A 22,291-nucleotide genomic window follows, 5' to 3' on the forward strand; every position below is an offset into this window, starting at 1 on the left:
ACTACTGATGGTAGTCGTGTTTCTTTATAGATGGCAATGAAATGATAAAGCAAGACCCGTAATCGACTTCGCTCGTTACAGTAATATTTCCGTCGTGTAGTTCTACAATTTCTTTTACGATAGATAGCCCTAAACCAGTTCCGCCTGTAGATCGTGTTCTTGCTTTATCGACACGGTAAAAGCGGTCAAAAATGTGAGGGAGGTCTTCAGGTGGAATACCTTCGCCTTCATCTTCAATTGTAATGGAGATACGTTTATGTTCTTCTGTAATAGAAATGTTTATATGAGAATGTTCTTTTGAATGTCTATAAGCGTTATTTAAAATGTTTACTATAACTTGTTCAAATCGCTGTTCATCTAAGTTTACTAGCAGTGTAGGAGGACAAGAGAAAGAAACCTTAATATATCTTTCTTTATACATGGCGTTTACTTTTTCAGCTATGCGAGTAAAGAAGGTGTGTAAATGCACTTCCTTTACTTGAATAGAAAAGTTATGTTGTTCCATTTGTGCAAGTGAAAATAAATCTTGAACTAAGTTTGTAATGTAATCAGACTCATCTTTTATAATAGATAAATATCGTAAACGTTGCTCAGGAGAGGTGCTTTCTTTTAATGCAATGTCTGCATAACCTCTTACGTATGTTAACGGTGTTCGTAATTCGTGAGCAACACTTGCTAGAAATTCACTTCGCTCTGTTTTCATATAATGTAGATCATTTGCGAGCGTCTGGATAGATGATGCTAGTTCACCAATTTCATCATTTCGAGTAGTTGTTAATGAAACGGACAAATCACCTTTACTCATTTTTTCAGTGGCATGTTTCATGTGTAACAATGGTTTTGTTAATAATCGAGATAATAGAAAAATGGTGATGACTGTTAGTAGAAATGTGATGATACCGGCAATAATGAATTGTTTCGTTAACCCATTAACCAGCTCTTCAATTGATTCTGTTCCAAGAAACATGTACACATAGCCTTCATGTTTTCCATCTACTACAATGGGGCTAACTGTACATATATAATTAGATGTTTTCCAGTGATTTTCTATAATCGCTCCGTTATGGTCTGTTCGAGTTTGCATTTTACTAATATGATCGTTTATAGTCGTGTTTATTTCGTTAGATTTAGCTAGTATTTCTTTATTTGCATTTGTAATAACGACAGTTGTTTCAGCTTCAGATTCCATTAATGCTACGTGAGAGATGGTTTGCTCATCGTAATATTTTTCAAGTACATCTCGATGACTATTTCCTCGCTTTAATAAAGCTGTCATTTCTTCATTTACTCTAGTGTTTACAAGACTATAATAGAGCAAAATAAAGAGAACACTTTCAATTAAAAGTGTAACAATTAAAAAATAAAATCCGAATTGAATTGAAATTCGTTTCATCGTTTTGCCCCTTACTGTTCAGTATCAATCCATCGATAACCTACTCCATACACGGTTTTTAAATGATGATCAATAGGGAAATTTGCTTTTCGCAATTTATCACGTAAATTACGAATATGTGAATCGACTGTGCGATCTTCTGTATTTGTGTTTAACCCCCAAATTCGTTCGATGAGCTGATCACGGTTTAATACGTAGTTCACATGGCGTAAAAATAATCCGAGTAAAGAAAATTCAATTGGTGTGAGAAGGAGTTCTTCATTATGGACAGAAACGAAGTGTTTTGTTTCATCCCATACAATACCGTGATATTGGATTTGTTTATGTTCATTTGTACGTCTTAAAACGGCTTCAATTCTTGCGAAAAGTTCTTCTTCATGGAAAGGTTTCGTTACGTAATCATCGGCTCCAATTTTTAATCCTTGAACGACATCTACTGTTTGATCACGAGCTGTAACCATAATAATAGGAATGTTACTAAAAGATCGGATTTTTTTGCACGTTTCCCATCCGTCCATCTTTGGTATCATAATATCGAGTAAAACAAATTTAAAGTTTCGATTTTCTATATGTAAAATAGCTTCTTCTCCTGAAGTCGCACATACGCAGTTATATCCAATTGGTGTAAGATAAAGCGTTAATAATTCAAGCATTCTCGGTTCATCGTCTACAAGCAGTATATCAATCATAAAGAGCCCTCCATATTTATAATCGTTACTTAAAGTGTAATGCAAAATCATGAAGAAATGGTGCAGATTATGATGTGTCTGCATAATTTCTTCAGAATTGCTTGTTATTGTGGAGTTGAAATTACATTTTAGGTAATCATATTGGCTCAAAAATGATTAATACGGAGGCGGTATAGTGAAAAAAATGACCCGAATTTTTGGGATAACAATAATTACAGCAGTTGGTCTTGCTGCATGCGGACAAACGAATACAGACCATAAAAACCATGAATCTACAAAAGAGAAGAAAACAGAGCAAAAGGAAATGAAAATGAATCAGGAGGTAACGGCGCCAAAAGAAATGAACGAAGGTGCATCTAATGATTTATTAACGACAAGTTTAAAAAATGTAACGAGATTAAACACAAATGATCCTTCGCAAATGGCAGTATTAACTTCGCAAACGATATGGCCAGCAACTCATAAGGAGAACCAGCCAGGTGCTGTTATTTTAGTACCAGCAAGCGAGTGGCAATTAGGTATTGCGAGTGCAGATCTTATTCATCATCCGAATAACGGGCCGATTTTATTTATAGAAAAAGAAAAGATACCGGAAATGACGTTAAAAGAAATAAAACGATTAAATCCAATCGGAACGAAAGATGGAACACAAATTATGGTGATGGGAGATGTAGGTACTAGCGCGCTTGAACAATTAAAAGGTTATAAAGTAAAACAAATAAAAGAAACGGACCCAGCTATATTTGCGAAGGATGTTGATAAGGAGTATGCCGATATAACAGGAAGCTACCCAAATAGTGTTATTATCGGTTCGTCTGCAGAAGAAGGACGTTTATATACAACCCCCGCTGTAAATTGGATTTCTCATATGCCGGAACCACTACTCTATACAGAAAAGAATAAAGTGCCAGAAGCGACAATAGAGGCATTAAAAATGAGAAAAGATAAAGCAAATATATATGTATTAGGGCCAGAAAAAATTGTTTCAAAAGAAGTAGAAAAAGAGCTAAGCAAATACGGGAAAGTAACGCGTATTAGTGGAGAGACCCCTACAGAAAACTCGATTGCGTTCGCTAAATTTAAAGATGAAAAAACAAAATTTGGCTGGGGATTCACAAAACCTGGTCACGGTTTATCATTTGTTTCAAGTAAAACACCAGATTTAGCAGTTGCTGGGGCACCTTTTTCACATATGGGTAAACATGCACCTGTTGTATTATTAGAAGAAGGTAAAGCTTCCCAACCAGTGTATGACTTCCTTGCAAGCATTCAGCCGAAGTTTAAAGATGATCCAACACTTGGACCATATAATCACGGTTTCTTATTAGGAAGTACGAGTGATATTTCATTTGAAACACAAGGAATACTAGATGAGAGGTTAGAAATTGTTCAGGAAAGTGGTCAAGGACACGGTGGACATTAATGAAATGAGCAAAGACGCTACTGATATAGCGTCTTTTTCTTTAGGAAACTTTTACATAGTAAAAAATCTTCTACTCGTTATATAATAGCTTTCGTGCAGTCGGCTAGATTTTCTTATGGAGAAAATCAAATGATAAAGGAGTAGAGGAGTGGTATTTTGTTTCAAACGATAAAAAATGATTGGTTTTCTAATGTGAGAGGGGACGTGTTATCAGGAATTGTCGTTGCTTTAGCATTAATCCCTGAAGCGATAGCCTTCTCTGTTATTGCAGGCGTGGATCCAACAGTTGGACTATACGCAGCCTTTTGTATTGCAGTTACCATTTCATTTGTTGGCGGAAGAACTGGGATGATTTCAGCTGCAACAGGTGCAATGGCATTATTAATGGTAACGCTCGTTAAAGATTATGGTTTCAATCGGAACGTTTGATTGGAACTCTGTAACAACAATTCATAAAGTACCAAAAGGAAACGCATTTGTTATGATCGTAACAGTTGTGATTGTCCTAATTACACATAATTTAGCATTAGGTGTAATTATCGGAACAGTAATTAGTGCGGTGTTATTTGCATTCAATATGGCAAAGATTCACGTGAAACATTTATATATTGAAAATAAGAAAATATACGAAATTCACGGTCAACTTTTCTTTGTATCTACAGCCGATTTCATAAATAATTTTTCATTTAAAGAAGATGTAAAAGAAATTGAAATGAATTTTACTCATGCGCACGTATGGGATGATTCAGCAGTGGCATCAATTGATAAAGTTATCATGAAGTATGAACAAAGTGGTGTGAAAGTAACTATAACAGGATTAAATGAACGTAGTTCAAAACTTGTTGCAAATTTAGCTACTTATAATAAAAGAATTGCTAGTTAAAAGCCTCCTTTTTAGGGGGCTTTATTATATAATACGAATAGGATAACGAAAAGGGGATTCAGCATATGTACAAACAAATTATATTAGCATGTGACGGTTCTGAACATGCACTTCGAGCAGCGGAGCATGCAACCTATATTGCGAAATGTAGCGAAGAAACAAATGTTGAAGTTGTGTACGTAGTAGATAATAGAACGGCAAAATCAGATATTATACAAGGTCAAACAGATTTAGAAACAATATCGGCTAGTCGAAAAGATAAATTAAAAGAGATTGAAGGTTTATTAAAGAAAGAGAACATTTCTTATACAATTACGATATTACATGGTGATCCTGGAGATACAATTGTTCAATATGTAAATACAGGAGATATAGATCTTGTCATTGCTGGAAGTAGAGGGCTCAATACACTGCAAGAAATGGTGCTTGGAAGTGTAAGTCATAAAATAGCAAAGCGTGTGAAATGTCCAGTGATGATTGTAAAATGAAATAGAATGTAACGAAGACCTTAGTATAACTGAGGTCTTTTTTTATGTATAAATGACTCTTATTTGTGGAAATACTAGATATATAAGTTGAAAAGATGTTAACTTACAAATTTGTAAGTTAGTTGTTAGAGAAATCGATGTTATGAAATTTTTCCCATTGGTAAAATAAAAGTATCAAAGGGGAGATAGGGAGGATGGAAGCAATGAAATCATTTCAAAATTTGTCATATAGCCAAGGTGTCAGTCTTATTTGTTTAGGGGGATTTGCTGCATCTGTTACGTTAGCTGTTTTAATAAAGGTGTTTCATCAAATCTTTTAATCTTATAGTAGGGAAGGAATTGGTTGTTATCATTAGTAGGAACAGCAATGAAAATAAAAAATAGCTCTTAGCATGTATGTAAATGCTAAGAGCTATTTTTATGCTTGTTATATATTATTTAAGCTTGTTTTGATTTTACTGACCCTGTCTTTAAAGTAAGAGCAAGGAAGAACATTGCAAGTACGCAAGATGCAAGTAATAAGATGAATCCGCCATCCCATCCGAATGCATCTACGATAAAGCCCATAGCTGCACTAGCGAAAGCAGCTCCGCCTAAGTAACCGAAGAATCCAGTTAAGCCTGCTGCAGTTCCAGCAGCTTTCTTTGGTGCTAAATCTAGAGCGTGTAGACCAATTAACATAACCGGTCCGTAAATTAAAAATCCAATTGCGACAAGTGCGATACTATCAACCATTGGATTACCAGGAGGGTTTAACCAGTAAACAAGAACTGCGATAAATACACCAACCATAAATAAAATACCAGCAGGTGCACGACGTCCTTTAAATAGTTTATCACTCATCCATCCGCAAAGAAGTGTACCTGGAATACCAGCCCATTCATATAGAGCGTAAGCAGTACGTGAGCTACTATGAGTAAAGCTTTTTTCTTCTACTAAATAAGTAGGAGCCCAGTCTACAACGCCGTAACGTACGAAATATACGAAAACGTTCGCAATAGCGATGTACCATAAAAACTTATTGTTTAATACGTATTTAAATAAAATTTCCTTTACTGAAAGCTCGCGTTCGCGATCTTTTACTTTTTCATCTGGTGGATATTCTCCAGTATGTTCTTCAATAGAAGGTAGTCCACAAGATTGAGGCGTATCTTTCATTGTAATTAATACATAAATACCAACTAAAATTGAAAGAATACCTGGGAAGTAAAAAATACTTTTCCAGTCATCTGCGAAGAAGTATAAGCCTAATGTTACAAGGGAAGGCATAAGCGCTCCGCCAACATTATGAGCGACGTTCCAAATAGACATTTTTGTACCACGTTCGCTAATAGAGAACCAGTGAACCATCGTACGACCACAAGGAGGCCATCCCATACCTTGTACCCATCCATTTAAAAACTGAAGTACAAACATAAGTATAATGCTCGTTGTAATGAAAGAAAATGAGCCGAAAATAATATTAATGATACCTGATAAAAATAGCCCAGCTGCTAAAAAGTAGCGAGGATTACAACGATCGGATACGATACCCATAAGAAATTTACTTAATCCGTAAGCGATAGAAACTGCTGAAAGGATAACCCCAAGTTCCCCTTTACTAAAGCCTTGCTCGATTAAGTATGGCATTGCTAGTGAAAAGTTTTTTCGAACAAAGTAGTAACCTGCATAACCGATGAAGATACCTAAGAATACTTGTAAACGTAATTTACGGTATTCGCTATCAACGCGATCAGCTGGTAAGCGTTCCGCGTGGGGCGCAGGTTTAAATAATTGTGTGAAAAACATAAAATGAAAATCCTCCCCTAATTAATTCGAAGCGTTTTAAGACAGAGAACATAAAAAGGCCATGAAATATAAAAAAGTTTCCTTTTTTATGATTCATAGCCGTGTACTCCGTTTCTCCGTGACTGTCAATATTAACTTCGTCGAAAATTATACAACTTTGTGACAAAAATGTAAACGTTTTTATGAATAAAAGTATTGACGGATTTTGTTCGTGGGATTAATATTTAAATACATTAAATATTTTATTGTTTAAATAAGAGGTGGATAACATGCCAAATGATATGACGCATATCGATAAAATTCAAGCTCTTGCCTTTTCGATTGGAAAGAAAATGCAGACGGAGTTATTAGAACAAATGCAAGCGACAGGACTTACACCACCGCAGTTTTATATTTTAAAGATTTTAGATCATTATGGGGCTTCAAGAGCGACAACATTAGCGAAAAAGATGTATGTGAAGCCTAGCGCGATTACAGTGATGATTGATCGTCTAATCGATCAAGAACTTGTAGAACGCTATCACGACAAAGATGACCGTCGCGTTGTCATCATCGAGTTAACAAAAAAGGGGAAAGCTAGAGTAGAAGAGGCAATGACAGCTCGTAACGAGCATATTGCAAAATACTTTTCACATTTAGAGTTGCAAGAAAGAGAAGATTTATTACGTCTCTTTGAGAAGTTAGAAACCATTATTTGCGGGACACAAGAGAAAAAAGAGAATAACTAAGAGGAATTGAGGAGATTACATGGAGCAACAAGAAAATCAAAATAGAAAGTTGTTGTTAATCGGTTTAGTAATCGCGATGCTATTTGCTGCATTAGATGGAACAATTGTTGGTACAGCAATGCCACGTATCGTCGGTGACCTAGGCGGATTAAGTTTAATGACATGGTTAACGACAGCTTATATGTTAACATCAACGACAGTTGTACCAATTGCAGGTAAATTAGCGGATTTACTTGGTCGTCGTAACGTATATATAACAGGGCTAGTTATTTTCATGATTGGTTCGGCGTTATGTGGTATGGCGAATGGTATGACAGAATTAATTATTTTCCGTGGTATTCAAGGTCTTGGTGGCGGTATTATGATGCCAATGGCTATGATTATTATTGGAGATATGTTCACGGGAAAAGAACGTGCGAAATGGCAAGGTATTTTTGGTGCGTTATACGGTCTTGCTTCTGTAATTGGACCGCAAGTTGGTGGTTGGATTGTAGATGCAGTGAACTGGAGATGGGTATTCTACATTAACTTACCGGTTGGTATTTTAGCAACAATCTTTATTGCAATGGGATTAAAATCGCATAAACAAACAGGACCAATTAAAATTGATATCGCTGGAATCTTTACGATGATTCTCGGTGTTGTAAGTTTATTACTTGCGCTAACGTTTGGCGGAAAAGATTATGCATGGGATTCTTGGCAAATTATCGGTTTATTTGCACTAGCTGTAATTGGTATTGTTAGCTTTGTTATCGTTGAAACGAAAGCTGAAGAGCCAATTTTACCAATGCATTTCTTTAAAAATCGTACATTTACAATACTGAATGCGATTGGATTCTTTATGAGTATTGGAATGTTCGGCGCGATTATGTTCGTACCATTCTTCATGCAAGGTATTGTAGGAGTAAGTGCTGCTGAATCAGGAACAATTATGACTCCAATGATGATTACAATGATTGTGATGAGTATTATCGGTGGGCAACTTGTATTAAAAGTTGGTGTAAAACCACAAATTATCGCAGGTATGCTTATTATGGCCGGTGGTTTTTGGTTATTAACAACGATGGATATGCACACAACGAAGCTTACAGCTACTTCTTATATGATGGTTATCGGTTTAGGAATGGGTCTTGTAATGCCGACATTAACATTAGCGTTACAAGAAAGCTTCCCGAAAAAAGACCTTGGTGTTGTAACATCATCAAGTCAGTTCTTCCGACAAATCGGTGGTACATTTGGTATTACAATTTTAGGATCAATTATGAATAACACTTCAGGTACGACATTAACAAAGAATTTAGTACCTGTATTAGATACATTCCCGAAAGAAGCGGGACAAATGGTAACGAAATTTAAAGATATGATTCACACAGATCCACAAGGTTTATATTCAATGCTATTTAGCCCAGAGGCATTAAAACAAATGCCAGAAGCGTTCGCTAACAGTATTGTACCTATTTTGAAAAACTCTTTAGTAGACTCGCTTCATACTGTATTCTTAACAGGATTAGTATTTATCGTAGTAGGTGCCATCTTTACGATTTTCTTACAAAAAATTAAATTGTCAGATCGTAAAAAAGATGCTAAAGAGCCTGCTGTAGAAGAAAAAGAAAAAACGGTATCATACTCGTAATGAAGAAGCATCGCCTTATGGCGGTGCTTTTTTGAGTATAACCTTAAAAGCTTTTTAGTGAGAAATGATTGACGTATTTTTAGAAATACGTTATATTATTTTCTGTAAACGGTTACATGAAATGAGGAGAAAAGAGAATGAGTACGATCAAAGACGTTGCGAAATTAGCGGGAGTATCTGTTGCGACCGTTTCCAGAGTTCTAAATAAAAATGGATATGTTCACGAAGATACATTAAAAAAGGTAGAACGTGCAATTGAGATGTTAGATTATAAGCCTAGTACAGTAGCGCGTTCACTGTATAATAAAAAGTCTCGTTTAATTGGCTTAGTTGTTCCAAATATCGTGAATCCATTCTTTCCGGAAGTTGCACGTGCCGTAGAAGATGTAGCACATAAACAAGGTTACACAGTTGTCCTTTGTAACTCTGATGAAAGTTTAGAAAAAGAGAAACAATATATTGATGTGCTTAGACAAAATAATGTAGATGGATTTATTGTAGCAACGAATCCACAAAATAGTGTTAATTACATGAATTTATCTATTCCAATTGTTGCGATTGACCGTATGTTTAATGAGCGTATTCCTACTGTATATGCAGATAACTATGCAGGAAGTCAGGCTGCGACAAAGTTGTTACTAGATAAAGGATGTAAACATATTGCACATATTCGCGGTCCACGTGATGTGAGTACTGCAAATGAACGTTTTGAAGGTTTTGTAGACGTTATTACGCAAAATAATCTTTCGTATATGATTGCAGAGAGTACGTTTGATCCAGCAAATAGTGAGCGTGTAGCGATGGAATTATTAGAAGAATACCCGCATATTGATGGTATTGTTGCTGGGAATGATTTAATTGCGATTGGTATTGTAAAGGCTGCACTTCAAAAGGGGATTGTCATTCCAAATGATTTACAAATTATCGGATTTGATGGAATTTCTTTAACGGAAATGATGTATCCATCTATTACAACAGTTGCACAACCGATATATGAAATGGGGAAAATTGCAACAGAGTTGTTGTTAGAGCAAATGGAAGGAAATACATTAGAAGAGAAACACTATCGTTTGCCGATCGAAATTATAGAACGAAATACAACAAAGTAAGGAGATGAAACAGATGCCAAATATTGCAGTAGTAGGAAGCATTTCAATGGATTTAGTGGCTGTTTCAAAAAAACGGCCGAAAGCAGGAGAAACAGTAATTGGTGAGGCGTTTCATACAATCCCAGGAGGGAAAGGAGCAAACCAAGCAGTTGCTGCAGCTAGATTAGGAGCAAATGTAGCAATGGTTGGAGCGGTAGGAAATGATGATTATGGAACAGTAGTTAGAAAAAATCTAGAGAACGAACGCATTTTTATCGATTATGTGGTACCGGTTACAGATAGAACGACAGGAATTGCTCATATCGTTTTAGCAGAAGAAGATAACAGTATTGTTGTCGTACAAGGGGCAAATGCTCTTGTAAATAAGTCAGTTGTAGATCGCTCCAAAGACCTTCTTGTAAAAGCGGATATGGTTGTTCTTCAACTAGAAATTCCACTTGAAACAGTAAAATATGTATTGGCTATTTGTGAGGAACATAATATTCCTGTTATGTTGAATCCAGCGCCAGCACAAGTTTTATCAGAAGAAATTTTAGAAAAGGCGACTTATATTACGCCAAATGAACATGAGTGCCGCATCGTATTAGATGATTTTACATCACCAATTGAAGATTTATTGGCGAAGTATCCCAATAAATTATTGATGACAGAAGGTTCTAACGGTGTTCGTTTCCATAATGGCACGGAGATTGTACATGTTCCTAGCATTGCTGTTGATGTAGTGGATACAACTGGAGCTGGTGATACATTTAATGGTGCGTTAGCAGTTGCACTTTCTGAAGGAGAGACACTTCAAAAAGCAATTCGTTTCGCGAATATTGCCGGTGGTCTTTCTGTAACGAAACTTGGGGCGCAAGGCGGTATGCCAACGAGAGATCGAGTACGTGAAGTGCAGGTGATTGTTGGATGAAGAAGCACGGCGTATTAAACAGTGAGATTGCATCAATCCTTGCTTCACTTGGGCATACGGATACGATTGTAATTGCTGATTGCGGTTTACCAATTCCTGACGGAGTAAAAAGAATTGATTTAGCTGTTGAAATTGGAAAACCTAGCTTTTTAGATGTATTGCAAGTGGTAGCTGATGATATGGCAATCGAAAAAGTGACGTTAGCAGAAGAAGTCATTATAAATAATGCGGAAGTAAATAAAGAAATAGAGCAGAAATTAATAGAGCCAGCATTTGAGTATGTATCTCATGAGCAATTTAAAGAGCATACAAAGAAAGCGAAGGCGATTATTCGTACAGGCGAGGCTACGCCTTATGCAAATGTAATTTTACATGCAGGCGTGATTTTTTAATAAAGGGAAGTGATGGGAATGCATATTGAAATGAAAAACATTTCAAAGGCGTTCAATGGAAATCCTGTTTTGAAGAATGCACAGTTTATGATTGAAACAGGAGAAGTCCATGCATTGATGGGGGAAAATGGAGCGGGTAAATCAACGCTCATGAAGATTTTAACAGGTGTATACAAAAAAGATGGTGGGACAATCACGATTGATGGGCAAGAGCGCACCTTTAAAAATGCGAAAGAAGCTGAAGAGTACGGCATCGCATTTATACATCAAGAACTAAACATATTGCCGAATTTAACAGTAGCTGAAAATATGTTTCTCGGTAAAGAGTTAATGTATGGGAAAACAGGTATTTTACGCACTCGACAAATGAACGCGATTGCGCAGCAGCAACTAGCGGAGTTAGGGTTGCATGTAAGAGGCGCTATGTTAGCAGAGGAATTATCGGTTGGACAACAGCAAATTATCGAAATTGCGAAAGCATTAATGACAAACGCGAGCGTTATTATTATGGATGAACCTACTGCGGCACTGACGGATCGTGAAATCGAAACGCTCTTTACAGTAATCAATAAGTTACGTAAAGAAGGTGTTTCATTCGTGTACATTTCGCATCGTATGGAAGAGATTTTCTCAATATGTGATGCTATTACGATTTTGCGTGATGGAGAATTCGTCGGAAAGAGATTAATTCCAGAAACATCATTTGATGAAGTAGTGAGTATGATGGTGGGGCGCAGCATTGGTGAACGTTACCCAGAGCGAAATAGTCAAATTGGTGATGTCATTTTTGAAATGCGTAACGGAACGAAGAAAGGGAAATTTGAAAATGTTTCGTTTCAAGTGAGGAAAGGTGAAATCATTGGTGTAGCTGGTTTGATGGGGGCTGGTCGCACTGATATTATGAAAGCGATATTTGGTTATGAACCTTTAGACTCTGGACAAATTTTTATAAATGGACAAGAAGTAAAGATTGATAGTCCAATAGATGCAATTAGACAAAGAATTGCTTTCATTACAGAAGATAGAAAGTCTGAAGGATTAGTGTTAGATTTTTCAATTCGAGAAAATTTAGCTTTACCGAATTTAGAAAGTCTTTCAAAGGGAAGTGTTCTAAGCAACGAGCTAGAACAACAGTTTACGGCGGATATGATGAAACTTCTTAATGTGAAAGCATCTAGCGGAGAGCAGGCAGTGAAATCTCTTTCTGGTGGAAATCAGCAAAAGGTTGTAATCGCAAAATGGCTAGGCATTCATCCGCAGTTACTCATTTTAGATGAACCAACAAGGGGTGTTGATGTTGGAGCGAAAAAAGAAATTTACTCTATTATGAATAAGCTTACGGAGCAAGGAGATGCCGTTATTATGGTATCATCTGAGCTTCCAGAAGTTTTAGGGATGAGTGATCGTGTTCTTGTTATTCATGAAGGAAAAGTAGGCGGAATTTTAGGGAAAGATGAGGCATCACAAGAGTCTATTATGGCACTAGCTACAGGGGGAGAGTAAGGATGACTAAGAAGGGGAATGTATTACAACAACTCGGTTCTTTAATCGGTTTAGTATTAATTATCGTCGTAATTACAGCTTTAAATCCAGCGTTTATTGAAATTCCAAATTTATTTAATATACTGCGTCAAGTATCGATTAATGCGCTTATTGCATTCGGAATGACCTTCGTAATTTTAACAGGGGGTATTGACTTATCGGTAGGTTCTATTTTAGCATTATCAAGTGCACTTGTTGCTGGAATGATGGCAAGTGGCATGGATCCGTTCCTTGCAATGGCAGTTGGATTATTAGCAGGTCTTGTAATGGGAATTGTAAACGGTATCATCATTGCGAAAGGAAAAGTAGCTCCATTTATTGCAACTTTGGCAACAATGACTATTTTTCGTGGGTTGACGCTTGTTTATATGGACGGACGTCCGATCACTGGTCTTGGTGATCATTTAATGTTCCAAATGTTTGGCCGCGGTTATTTTCTTGGTATTCCGGTACCAGCTGTTACAATGATGATCGCTTTCGCAGTACTGTACTTCATTTTGAAGAAAACGACATTTGGTCGCCGTACATTTGCAATTGGTGGAAATGAAGAAGCAGCAGCACTATCAGGTATTAATGTTACGAGAATTAAAGTAATGATTTACGGTCTTTCCGGAATTTTGGCAGCGCTTGCAGGTATTGTCTTAACATCACGATTAGATTCTGCACAGCCGACTGCAGGTACTTCTTATGAATTAGATGCAATTGCAGCAGTTGTATTAGGTGGAACAAGTCTTTCTGGGGGAAGAGGATGGATTGTTGGTACATTCATCGGTGTACTTATTATCGGTGTATTAAATAACGGTTTAAATTTATTAGGTGTATCTTCTTTCTTCCAACAAGTTGTAAAAGGACTTGTAATCTTACTAGCTGTATTAATTGATCGCAGAAAAGAAGCGTAATGGAGGGACAGTTCATGAAGAAATGGTTACTTATACTCGTTGCATGTATTATGGTCATTACTGCTGGTTGTTCAATGGAACCGCCAGAATGGGCAAAGGATTCTAGCGATAAAGGTCGAAATAAAACTATTAAAGTTGGATTCTCTGTTTCAACTTTAAATAATCCCTTTTTTGTAACTTTGAAAAAGGGTGCAGAAAAGAAAGCGAAAGATAGTGGCATCGAATTAATTGCTGTTGATGCACAAAATGATGCAGCAAAGCAAACGAACGATGTTGAAGATTTAATTCAAAAGGGTGTCGATGTAGTTGTTATTAATCCGACCGATTCAGATGCTGTTGCTTCAGCAGTAAGTGCGGCGAATGCAGCAAATGTTCCTGTTATTACAGTAGACCGCGTTGCGAATTCAGGTAAGGTTGTTTCTCACATTGCTTCTAACAATATTGAAGGTGGTCAAATGGCTAGTGATTACATTCGGGAATTAGTTGGCGAAGGAGCAAACGTTGCTGAGTTAGAAGGAATCCCTGGATCTTCCGCTGCTCGTGAACGTGGGAAAGGATTCCATAACGTAGCCGATAAGTCTTTAAAAGTAGTTGCAAAACAAGCAGCTGATTTTGATAGAGCGAAAGGATTATCTGTTATGGAAAACATTTTGCAAGCACATAGCAATATTAAAGCTGTATTTGCTCATAACGATGAGATGGCATTAGGTGCACTTGAAGCATTGAAGTCTGCTGGAAAAACAGATGTAGTCGTTGTTGGATTTGATGCAACAGACGATGCAGTGAAAGCGGTTAACGATGGGCGTATGGCTGCAACAGTTGCTCAAAAACCGGAATTAATCGGGGAGAAGGCGATGCAAACAGCAAAAGAGATAACACAAGGTAAAAAAGTGGACAAATCTATTCCGATTGAATTAGAGCTTATTAAGAAAAATAAATAAATATAAAATGAAAATTAGGAAGGAAGAACAACAAATGAAATTCTTTATTGATACAGCAAACGTTAACGAAATTAAAGAGGCAAATGAATTAGGTGTATTAGCTGGAGTAACGACAAATCCATCACTTGTAGCAAAAGAAGGCGTAGATTTCCACGAACGCATTCGTGAAATTTGCAACGTTGTAGAAGGACCTGTAAGTGCAGAAGTAATTAGCTTAGAAGCTGATAAGATGATTGAAGAAGGAAAAGAACTAGCGAAGATTGCTCCAAACGTTGTAGTAAAAGTTCCAATGACAACAGAAGGTTTAAAAGCAGTAAAAGCGTTCTCTGATTTAGGAATTCGTACAAACGTTACATTAGTGTTCTCAGCAGTTCAAGCATTACTTGCAGCTCGTGCTGGTGCAACATACGTTTCACCATTCTTAGGTCGCTTAGACGATATCGGTCATAACGGTATGGACTTAATTCGTCAAATCGCAGAAATCTTTGCAATTCATGGCATCGAAACAGAAATCATTGCAGCATCTGTACGTCACAGTGTTCACGTAACTGACGCAGCATTAAACGGTGCACATATTGCAACAATCCCAGCAAACGTAATTGCTTCATTAGTGAAGCACCCATTAACAGATCAAGGAATTGAGAAATTCTTAGCTGATTGGGAAAAAACACAAGAGAAATAATAGAAAAGCAAGAATCCTAGTTTAATTGACTAGGATTCTTTTTTATTTAAAAGAATTTTCATGCAATTTTGCATATTGTCTTTTAAATTTGTTATATAAGATATTTAATATATATCACATAACTCTTTATTTTTCATATTTCGACATAAAGTGAAACTTTAATCAGTGGGGGCTTTGTTCATCCCCCCCACTGATTATTAATTGAACCAAGGGATAAAAAGATAGAGGGTCTGACCAGAAAACTGGAGGGCATGATTCTATAACAAAAAGCTTAATGTTTATAGAATTATGTCTTTTTATATAGGGAGGGTAGTAAACAGAGATTTCGACAAAAACGCACCAATTTATCTGAATTTTAAGTTTTATAAAAGGGGAGAAATGGAATGAGAAGAAAAGCACCATTTAAAGTGTTGTCATCATTAGCAGTTGCGGCAATTATCGGATGTACATCTGTAATGAGTGCTCCGTTAGCATATGCAGAAACGGCAGCAAAAAAGAAAGATAATGTATCTACAACACCAATTGATTACAATTTAATTCAAGAAGATCGTTTAGCGGAAGCACTGAAAGAAAGAGGAACAATTAATCCATCATCTTCTAAAGAAGAGACGAAAAAAGCTGTTGAGCAATATATTGAAAAGAAACAAGGAGATCAGGCGAATAAAGAAATTCTTCCAGATGCTCACTCACAAGAAACGTCTGATTTCACAAAAAAAGTAAAAGAGAAAAAGATGGAAGAAAAGGAAAATGTAAAAAAGGCTGAAAAAAATGTTAGCCTTGAGCAAAAGCCAGAACCAAATAAAAATCAATTGAATGGGCAAGTTCCAACTTCAAAAGCAAAGCAAGCTCCATATAAGGGATCTGTTCGATCGGATAAAGTATTAGTGCTACTCGTTGAATTTAGTGATTATAAACATAATAATATTGATCAAACACCAGGTTATATGTATTCGAAAGACTTTAGTAGAGAACATTATCAAAAGATGTTGTTCGGTAATGAGCCTTATACTTTATTTGATGGTTCAAAAGTAAAAACGTTTAAACAATACTATGAAGAGCAGTCTGGTGGTAGTTATACGACAGATGGATATGTAACGGAGTGGCTAACTGTTCCAGGAAAAGCATCTGATTATGGAGCTGATGGTAGCAGTGGTCACGATAATAAAGGTCCGAAAGGTGCACGTGATTTAGTGAAAGAAGCTTTGCATGCAGCTGCTGAGAAAGGACTAGATTTATCCCAGTTTGATCAATTTGATAGATATGATACAAACGGGGACGGGAATCAAAATGAACCTGACGGTGTAATTGATCATTTAATGGTAATCCATGCTGGTGTTGGTCAAGAAGCTGGTGGCGGTAAATTAGGTGATGATGCGATCTGGTCACATCGTTCAAAATTAGCAGTAGATCCAGTAGCGATTGAAGGTACGAAATCAAAGGTAGATTACTTTGGTGGTAAAGTCGCAGCACATGATTACACAATTGAACCAGAAGATGGAGCGGTAGGTGTGTTTGCACATGAATTTGGACATGATCTTGGATTACCAGATGAATATGACACGAAATATACTGGAAATGGTTCACCAGTCGAAGCTTGGTCATTAATGAGTGGAGGTAGTTGGACAGGGAAAATCGCAGGAACAGAGCCGACTAGTTTTTCACCACAAAATAAAGACTTCTTACAAAAGAATATGGGTGGCAACTGGGCAAAAATATTAGAAGTAGATTACGATAAAATTAAGAGTGGTGTGGGAGTTCCTACATATATTGATCAAAGTGTTACGAAATCAAATCGTCCAGGCGTTGTACGTGTTAACTTACCAGGTAAAAGTGTTGAAACGATTAAACCGGAGTTTGGAAAGCATGCATATTATAGTACAAGAGGCGATGATATGCATACAACGTTAGAGACACCATTATTTGATTTAACAAAAGGAACAAATGCAAAATTCGATTATAAAGCAAATTATGAGTTAGAAGCAGAGTGCGATTTCGTCGAAGTACATGCAGTAACAGAAGATGGAACGAAGACGTTAATTGATAGACTTGGAGAAAAAGTAGTCCAAGGAGATAAAGATACAACAGATGGGAAATGGATTGATAAATCATATGATTTAAGTCAATTTAAAGGCAAAAAAGTGAAACTACAATTCGACTATATTACAGATCCGGCTGTAACATATAAAGGTTTTGCGATGGATAATGTAAATGTAACTGTTGATGGACAAGTTGTATTTTCTGATGATGCAGAAGGACAGTCTAAAATGAATTTAAATGGTTTTGTTGTTTCTGATGGGACAGAGAAGAAAGCTCATTACTACTACTTAGAATGGAGAAACTATGCAGGATCAGATAATGGATTAAAAGCAGGAAAAGGTCCAGTGTATAATACAGGTCTTGTCGTTTGGTATGCAGATGATAGCTTTAAAGATAACTGGGTTGGGATGCATCCAGGCGAAGGATTCCTTGGTGTTGTTGACTCTCATCCAGAAGCGCTAGTTGGTAATTTAAACGGGAAACCAGCATACGGTAATACGGGCATGCAAATTGCAGATGCTGCATTTTCATTTGATAAAACACCAGCATGGAGTGTAAATTCATTAACACGTGGTCAGTTTAACTATTCTGGATTACAAGGTGTTACAACTTTTGATGATTCAAAAGTATATAGTAACAAGCAAATTGCAGACGCAGGAAGAAAAGTTCCAAACCTTGGACTTAAATTCCAAGTTGTTGGACAGGCAGAAGATAAATCGGCAGGCGCTGTTTGGATTAAACGTTAATAACATAAAAGCACATTCTTCATATGAAGAATGTGCTTTTTAATTGTACAGTAAGTTATTATTTTAGCTTATGTAATACAAGTCTCTGTTCATATGTAGTGTATCAAATTATGTGGGGAAAGGAAATATTTCCGAGGAAATTGTCGAAGTATCGTCGGTATTTATACACCTTTTTTGTAAAAGAAGAAATGTAGTATTGCCTTTACAGTTTAATTTATTTACATTGTTATTTGGTTATACACAAAAGTAATATATTCGGCAGTAAAAGAGCGCTATTGGATAGTGTTCTTTTTGTAGATAGAAAGGAGTTGAGTTAAATGAAAGAAATAATTGAATGTCCACAGTGTGAAGGAGAGATTACTGCGCAACATATTATTGATCTCCCGCATCCTTTTTCATTCAGATGTCCACACTGCAAGGTGAGGTTAAAAGAAATGAGAATCACACCGTGCTTAATATTAGCAGCAATTTGTATCATTCCACTGTTTATTATAATTGGAGAGAGTATTAAGGAATTACTAGTAAAATATTTTTCTATTATAGATGATGTACCAACTGTACTTATTTTCTTCTTATTTTGTTATCCATTGTATTATTTCTATGAAAAATATAATGCTATATTGTTTATTAAATACGGCTTATTGAAAGTTAAAAGTTGAATTGAATAGGAGATTATCATAATGCTTTGGAAAATATATTTAGTTATTGTAGCAATGTTAGCTATTATTTCGTTAGTAAGGGGCATGTTTCAAACACCAATTCAAAAGTTTGACTTTGTAGTTTCTATTATTACGTGGATAGGGCTCTTTGGTTTTGTATTTGATGTACAAATATTAACCTCAATTGTTTGGAAATGTATCTTCTTGTTTAGCGTCATTTGGACTTTAACTGCAGTTTTTGTTTTTCGTTTATATGAAGAGCGAGATGAGCCGTTACCTTTTATATTTAAATTAATTGGCATTATTCCAACGCTTCCATTATATTACGGATTATATCAATATGCATTTTAAAAAAGACAACGATGGATTATCCCATCATTGTCTTTTTTACTTTGCTTCTTACATAAATCATCCCAGCAAATGTTAATAAAAATGCTGTCCCGATAATGAAGCTGACGCTAGGTGATGCTCCGATTGCACCGACTGTAAAGGAGCCAGCAACAACTCCTAATGAGAAGAAGGCATAAAATAATCCGAATGCCTTTCCACGATTATCGTCTGTAGTATTTTCAACGAGTAAAGCGTTAATAGACGGGAAGAGGATTGCGAATCCAATTCCATAAATCATCATTACGATAAAGAGCATACCTTTTGTAGCAAATAATCCGAGTAAAGATAATGCGAATGCCATAACTGCAATTCCGATTAGCATTAGTTTCGAACGATTAAATCGATCGTAAATACGATTTGTTGGAAGCAAGAAGAAGAGGATAGCAGTTATACCAAATACACTTAACATCATGCCTGTTGTGGATGCTTTAAGCGCTAATGCCTCAACTTTTACTGGTAACATATAAGTGACAATTCCTTGTGAAAACATTAATGTGAAAGCACCAATATATGCTTGTAATAACGGTTCTGATTTTAAAAGTTCAACCATATCTTCTTTGTTCATCATTTGCGTTCTTGATGTATCTTTTCTTGATACGTTATTTGGTAAGAAGAATAGAGATACGATCGTACCAAGAGCCATTAAAATAGAAATAGTAATGAAGACCCATTCTACGCCAGCTGTTGCTTTCATAATACCGCTGAAAGCAGGTCCTACGATTGCCGCTGTTCCAACAGCAGCACCAGATAGAGCCATTGCTTTTCCTTGTTTTTTTGCAGTTGTTTGTTTTGATAAAAATGTAAAGGCAGCAGGAATTAAAAAGCCATCACTAAATCCATGCATAAAGCGAACAACTAATAGTTGTTCACCACTTTGAACAACGGTGTATAACAAGACTATGAAACTCGTAATTCCCATGCTTATATAAAGGATTTTTTTTGCACCAAATTTATCGACAGCTGCTCCAGCAATAATATTACCGATCATATTAGCGAATGAGTACATACCGACAACTAGCCCGATAATAAGAGGGGTTCCTCCAAGGCTTTGAGCGAAAGTACTCATAATAGGTAATTGTGAAAATGTATCTAAAAATGCCACGATAACGATAAAGTAAATAAAATATTTCAAGCGATATTCACCTCTCCTATGCTATTATGGCATAATGCTAATTTCACCTGCAATGAAATTGAATTAACAGATGTGGAAAAAAGTACAAAGTGACAAAATATTGAACGTTATTTCTAAAAAATTAGTAGAGATGCGATTGTTTTTTTGAAATATATGGATAGAAGTATTATAATAGAATTGTAAACTTCACCAGGTTAAGTATATACATAGAGAGGGATGTATAAAATGAAAGCACTACTTTGGCATAATCAACGTGATGTACGAGTAGAAGAAGTACCAGAACCAACAGTAAAACCAGGAACAGTGAAAATCAAAGTTAAATGGTGTGGTATTTGTGGGACAGACTTGCATGAATATTTAGCAGGGCCTATTTTTATTCCAACAGAAGAACATCCATTAACACATGTGAAAGCACCTGTTATTTTAGGTCATGAGTTTAGTGGTGAGGTAATAGAGATTGGTGAAGGAGTTACATCTCATAAAGTGGGAGACCGCGTTGTTGTAGAACCAATTTATTCTTGTGGTAAATGTGAAGCTTGTAAACATGGACATTACAATGTTTGTGAACAACTTGTTTTCCACGGTCTTGGCGGAGAAGGCGGCGGTTTCTCTGAATATACAGTAGTACCAGAAGATATGGTTCATCACATTCCAGATGAAATGACGTATGAACAAGGTGCGCTTGTAGAACCAGCAGCAGTAGCAGTTCATGCAGTACGTCAAAGTAAATTAAAAGAAGGGGAAGCTGTAGCAGTATTTGGTTGCGGTCCAATTGGACTTCTTGTTATCCAAGCAGCTAAAGCAGCAGGAGCGACTCCTGTTATTGCAGTTGAACTTTCTAAAGAACGTCAAGAGTTAGCGAAATTAGCAGGTGCGGATTATGTATTAAATCCAGCAACTCAAGATGTGTTAGCTGAAATTCGTAACTTAACAAATGGTTTAGGTGTAAATGTTAGCTTTGAAGTAACAGGTGTTGAAGTTGTACTACGACAAGCGATTGAAAGTACAAGCTTCGAAGGACAAACTGTAATTGTTAGTGTATGGGAAAAAGACGCAACAATTACTCCAAATAACTTAGTATTAAAAGAAAAAGAAGTTATTGGTATTTTAGGATACCGTCACATCTTCCCAGCTGTTATTAAATTAATTAGCTCTGGTCAAATTCAAGCAGAGAAATTAATTACGAAAAAAATTACAGTCGATCAAGTTGTTGAAGAAGGATTTGAAGCACTTGTAAAAGATAAAACACAAGTGAAAATTCTTGTTTCACCTAAATAAGATAGAATCGAATAGAGTAGCCCTTTTCTAGAAATAGAAGAGGGCTACTTTTTTTCTATACTGAAAGGTGATAGACTTTCCTTTGACTAAATGTATTTTTGTTTGGAAGGGAGAATCTAATGCTTTCATTTTTGTTAACTTTAAAGCGAATGTTAAGAGCCTGTTTACGAGCGTGGAAAGATAAAGAATTTCAAGTATTATTCGTATTAACAATTTTGACTTTAATATCGGGTACGATTTTTTATAGTACAGTTGAAGAATTACGTCCTATTGACGCTTTATATTTTAGTGTGGTCACGTTGACGACTGTTGGTGATGGGAATTTTAGTCCGCAAACTGATTTCGGAAAGATATTTACAATCTTATACATATTTATTGGGATTGGATTAGTGTTTGGATTTATTCATAAGTTAGCAGTTAATGTACAATTGCCAAGTATATTATCGAATAGAAAAAAAGAGTAAAGCGTTCAGATGCTTGGTATTATCCCCTATAGGTAGACAGTAAAAAAAGAGTCCATCTGATATGATGGACTCAATACTGTTTTAT

At 36.2% G+C, this 22,291-nt stretch carries 21 protein-coding genes and 1 pseudogene; 18 read left to right on the plus strand and 4 right to left on the minus strand.

The window, feature by feature from the left end:
- Position 1 precedes the first annotated feature (1 nt).
- On the minus strand, positions 2 to 1,393 hold the full coding sequence (locus QO049_RS22030; RefSeq protein ID WP_000822522.1) for a sensor histidine kinase: 1,392 nt from the start codon (positions 1,391 to 1,393) through the stop codon (positions 2 to 4).
- 11 nt (positions 1,394 to 1,404) lie between these two features.
- Positions 1,405 to 2,082 (minus strand): response regulator transcription factor, encoded by a 678-nt coding sequence (locus QO049_RS22035; protein ID WP_284489455.1) that lies wholly within the window; start codon positions 2,080 to 2,082, stop codon positions 1,405 to 1,407.
- A 175-nt stretch (positions 2,083 to 2,257) separates the two neighbouring features.
- Here QO049_RS22035 and QO049_RS22040 point away from each other — a divergent pair, with 175 nt between their 5' ends.
- The 4 genes and pseudogenes from QO049_RS22040 to QO049_RS22055 all read left to right on the plus strand — a co-directional run bounded on the left by QO049_RS22040 (position 2,258) and on the right by QO049_RS22055 (position 5,196).
- Positions 2,258 to 3,505, plus strand: coding sequence for a cell wall-binding repeat-containing protein (locus tag QO049_RS22040; protein ID WP_284489456.1), 1,248 nt, complete (start codon positions 2,258 to 2,260; stop codon positions 3,503 to 3,505).
- Between the two features lie 156 nt (positions 3,506 to 3,661).
- A pseudogene (locus QO049_RS22045) lies at positions 3,662 to 4,388 on the plus strand (SulP family inorganic anion transporter).
- A gap of 65 nt (positions 4,389 to 4,453) precedes the next feature.
- Positions 4,454 to 4,876 (plus strand): universal stress protein, encoded by a 423-nt coding sequence (locus tag QO049_RS22050; protein WP_000277999.1) that lies wholly within the window; start codon positions 4,454 to 4,456, stop codon positions 4,874 to 4,876.
- Positions 4,877 to 5,079: 203 nt separating this feature from the next.
- Positions 5,080 to 5,196, plus strand: coding sequence for a DUF4027 family protein (locus tag QO049_RS22055; protein ID WP_000834733.1), 117 nt, complete (start codon positions 5,080 to 5,082; stop codon positions 5,194 to 5,196).
- A gap of 118 nt (positions 5,197 to 5,314) precedes the next feature.
- Here the strand turns inward: QO049_RS22055 and glpT are convergent, their stop codons facing one another.
- Positions 5,315 to 6,664, minus strand: coding sequence for a glycerol-3-phosphate transporter (gene glpT, locus QO049_RS22060; RefSeq protein WP_000466383.1), 1,350 nt, complete (start codon positions 6,662 to 6,664; stop codon positions 5,315 to 5,317).
- A 269-nt stretch (positions 6,665 to 6,933) separates the two neighbouring features.
- Between glpT and QO049_RS22065 the strand changes: the two genes are divergently transcribed.
- The 12 genes from QO049_RS22065 to QO049_RS22120 all read left to right on the plus strand — a co-directional run bounded on the left by QO049_RS22065 (position 6,934) and on the right by QO049_RS22120 (position 19,293).
- Positions 6,934 to 7,392 carry a MarR family winged helix-turn-helix transcriptional regulator gene (locus QO049_RS22065; protein ID WP_001132365.1) on the plus strand — a complete coding sequence of 153 codons (459 nt, stop codon included), beginning with the start codon at positions 6,934 to 6,936 and terminating at the stop codon, positions 7,390 to 7,392.
- A 19-nt stretch (positions 7,393 to 7,411) separates the two neighbouring features.
- On the plus strand, positions 7,412 to 9,025 hold the full coding sequence (locus QO049_RS22070; protein ID WP_016117165.1) for an MDR family MFS transporter: 1,614 nt from the start codon (positions 7,412 to 7,414) through the stop codon (positions 9,023 to 9,025).
- Between the two features lie 137 nt (positions 9,026 to 9,162).
- A complete protein-coding gene (gene rbsR / locus QO049_RS22075) occupies positions 9,163 to 10,134 on the plus strand; it encodes a ribose operon transcriptional repressor RbsR (protein ID WP_000104034.1) in 972 nt (323 codons plus the stop codon).
- A 13-nt stretch (positions 10,135 to 10,147) separates the two neighbouring features.
- The gene (rbsK, locus tag QO049_RS22080) at positions 10,148 to 11,044 is read left to right on the plus strand and encodes a ribokinase (RefSeq protein ID WP_001132865.1); all 897 of its coding nucleotides are present in this window, start codon (positions 10,148 to 10,150) and stop codon (positions 11,042 to 11,044) included.
- On the plus strand, positions 11,041 to 11,436 hold the full coding sequence (gene rbsD, locus QO049_RS22085; RefSeq protein ID WP_048568075.1) for a D-ribose pyranase: 396 nt from the start codon (positions 11,041 to 11,043) through the stop codon (positions 11,434 to 11,436). Before rbsK ends, rbsD begins: the two co-directional genes overlap by 4 nt.
- A gap of 18 nt (positions 11,437 to 11,454) precedes the next feature.
- Positions 11,455 to 12,939 (plus strand): ribose ABC transporter ATP-binding protein RbsA, encoded by a 1,485-nt coding sequence (rbsA, locus tag QO049_RS22090; RefSeq protein ID WP_048568095.1) that lies wholly within the window; start codon positions 11,455 to 11,457, stop codon positions 12,937 to 12,939.
- Between the two features lie 2 nt (positions 12,940 to 12,941).
- Positions 12,942 to 13,877 carry an ABC transporter permease subunit gene (locus tag QO049_RS22095; RefSeq protein ID WP_000162129.1) on the plus strand — a complete coding sequence of 312 codons (936 nt, stop codon included), beginning with the start codon at positions 12,942 to 12,944 and terminating at the stop codon, positions 13,875 to 13,877.
- A 14-nt stretch (positions 13,878 to 13,891) separates the two neighbouring features.
- The gene (gene rbsB, locus QO049_RS22100; protein WP_284489457.1) at positions 13,892 to 14,818 is read left to right on the plus strand and encodes a ribose ABC transporter substrate-binding protein RbsB; all 927 of its coding nucleotides are present in this window, start codon (positions 13,892 to 13,894) and stop codon (positions 14,816 to 14,818) included.
- Between the two features lie 34 nt (positions 14,819 to 14,852).
- Complete coding sequence (gene fsa / locus QO049_RS22105) at positions 14,853 to 15,500, plus strand: fructose-6-phosphate aldolase (RefSeq protein ID WP_000667698.1); 648 nt, start codon at positions 14,853 to 14,855, stop codon at positions 15,498 to 15,500.
- A gap of 383 nt (positions 15,501 to 15,883) precedes the next feature.
- Entirely contained in the window at positions 15,884 to 18,283 is a 2,400-nt protein-coding gene (gene inhA2 / locus QO049_RS22110; protein ID WP_284489458.1) for a M6 family metalloprotease immune inhibitor InhA2, read from the plus strand.
- Positions 18,284 to 18,600: 317 nt separating this feature from the next.
- The gene (locus QO049_RS22115) at positions 18,601 to 18,942 is read left to right on the plus strand and encodes a hypothetical protein (protein ID WP_000658667.1); all 342 of its coding nucleotides are present in this window, start codon (positions 18,601 to 18,603) and stop codon (positions 18,940 to 18,942) included.
- Between the two features lie 21 nt (positions 18,943 to 18,963).
- Positions 18,964 to 19,293, plus strand: a complete 330-nt coding sequence (locus QO049_RS22120; protein WP_000964469.1) for a hypothetical protein — start codon at positions 18,964 to 18,966, stop codon at positions 19,291 to 19,293.
- Positions 19,294 to 19,309: 16 nt separating this feature from the next.
- Here QO049_RS22120 and QO049_RS22125 read toward each other — a convergent pair whose 3' ends face one another.
- On the minus strand, positions 19,310 to 20,464 hold the full coding sequence (locus tag QO049_RS22125; RefSeq protein WP_097796840.1) for an MFS transporter: 1,155 nt from the start codon (positions 20,462 to 20,464) through the stop codon (positions 19,310 to 19,312).
- A 225-nt stretch (positions 20,465 to 20,689) separates the two neighbouring features.
- On the opposite strand from QO049_RS22125, the gene bdhA reads away from it, so the two are divergent.
- Positions 20,690 to 21,742: a (R,R)-butanediol dehydrogenase gene (gene bdhA, locus QO049_RS22130; RefSeq protein WP_000645827.1), complete on the plus strand. Its 1,053-nt coding sequence runs from the start codon at positions 20,690 to 20,692 to the stop codon at positions 21,740 to 21,742.
- Between the two features lie 119 nt (positions 21,743 to 21,861).
- Positions 21,862 to 22,206 (plus strand): potassium channel family protein, encoded by a 345-nt coding sequence (locus QO049_RS22135; protein WP_000948209.1) that lies wholly within the window; start codon positions 21,862 to 21,864, stop codon positions 22,204 to 22,206.
- The last annotated feature ends 85 nt before the right edge of the window (positions 22,207 to 22,291 follow it).

The sequence above is a fragment of the Bacillus sp. RB3 genome (assembly GCF_030164735.1).
Classification (GTDB): domain Bacteria; phylum Bacillota; class Bacilli; order Bacillales; family Bacillaceae_G; genus Bacillus_A; species Bacillus_A cereus.

Excerpts from the sequence above, each read along its gene's own strand:
- QO049_RS22030 (WP_000822522.1), bottom strand. The coding sequence starts at position 1,393 with ATGAAACGAATTTCAATTCAATTCGGATTTTATTTTTTAATTGTTACA.
- QO049_RS22035 (WP_284489455.1), bottom strand. The coding sequence starts at position 2,082 with ATGATTGATATACTGCTTGTAGACGATGAACCGAGAATGCTTGAATTA.
- QO049_RS22050 (WP_000277999.1), top strand. The coding sequence starts at position 4,454 with ATGTACAAACAAATTATATTAGCATGTGACGGTTCTGAACATGCACTT.
- QO049_RS22055 (WP_000834733.1), top strand. The coding sequence starts at position 5,080 with ATGAAATCATTTCAAAATTTGTCATATAGCCAAGGTGTCAGTCTTATT.
- glpT (WP_000466383.1), bottom strand. The coding sequence starts at position 6,664 with ATGTTTTTCACACAATTATTTAAACCTGCGCCCCACGCGGAACGCTTA.
- QO049_RS22065 (WP_001132365.1), top strand. The coding sequence starts at position 6,934 with ATGCCAAATGATATGACGCATATCGATAAAATTCAAGCTCTTGCCTTT.
- QO049_RS22070 (WP_016117165.1), top strand. The coding sequence starts at position 7,412 with ATGGAGCAACAAGAAAATCAAAATAGAAAGTTGTTGTTAATCGGTTTA.
- rbsR (WP_000104034.1), top strand. The coding sequence starts at position 9,163 with ATGAGTACGATCAAAGACGTTGCGAAATTAGCGGGAGTATCTGTTGCG.
- rbsK (WP_001132865.1), top strand. The coding sequence starts at position 10,148 with ATGCCAAATATTGCAGTAGTAGGAAGCATTTCAATGGATTTAGTGGCT.
- rbsD (WP_048568075.1), top strand. The coding sequence starts at position 11,041 with ATGAAGAAGCACGGCGTATTAAACAGTGAGATTGCATCAATCCTTGCT.
- rbsA (WP_048568095.1), top strand. The coding sequence starts at position 11,455 with ATGCATATTGAAATGAAAAACATTTCAAAGGCGTTCAATGGAAATCCT.
- QO049_RS22095 (WP_000162129.1), top strand. The coding sequence starts at position 12,942 with ATGACTAAGAAGGGGAATGTATTACAACAACTCGGTTCTTTAATCGGT.
- rbsB (WP_284489457.1), top strand. The coding sequence starts at position 13,892 with ATGAAGAAATGGTTACTTATACTCGTTGCATGTATTATGGTCATTACT.
- fsa (WP_000667698.1), top strand. The coding sequence starts at position 14,853 with ATGAAATTCTTTATTGATACAGCAAACGTTAACGAAATTAAAGAGGCA.
- inhA2 (WP_284489458.1), top strand. The coding sequence starts at position 15,884 with ATGAGAAGAAAAGCACCATTTAAAGTGTTGTCATCATTAGCAGTTGCG.
- QO049_RS22115 (WP_000658667.1), top strand. The coding sequence starts at position 18,601 with ATGAAAGAAATAATTGAATGTCCACAGTGTGAAGGAGAGATTACTGCG.
- QO049_RS22120 (WP_000964469.1), top strand. The coding sequence starts at position 18,964 with ATGCTTTGGAAAATATATTTAGTTATTGTAGCAATGTTAGCTATTATT.
- bdhA (WP_000645827.1), top strand. The coding sequence starts at position 20,690 with ATGAAAGCACTACTTTGGCATAATCAACGTGATGTACGAGTAGAAGAA.
- QO049_RS22135 (WP_000948209.1), top strand. The coding sequence starts at position 21,862 with ATGCTTTCATTTTTGTTAACTTTAAAGCGAATGTTAAGAGCCTGTTTA.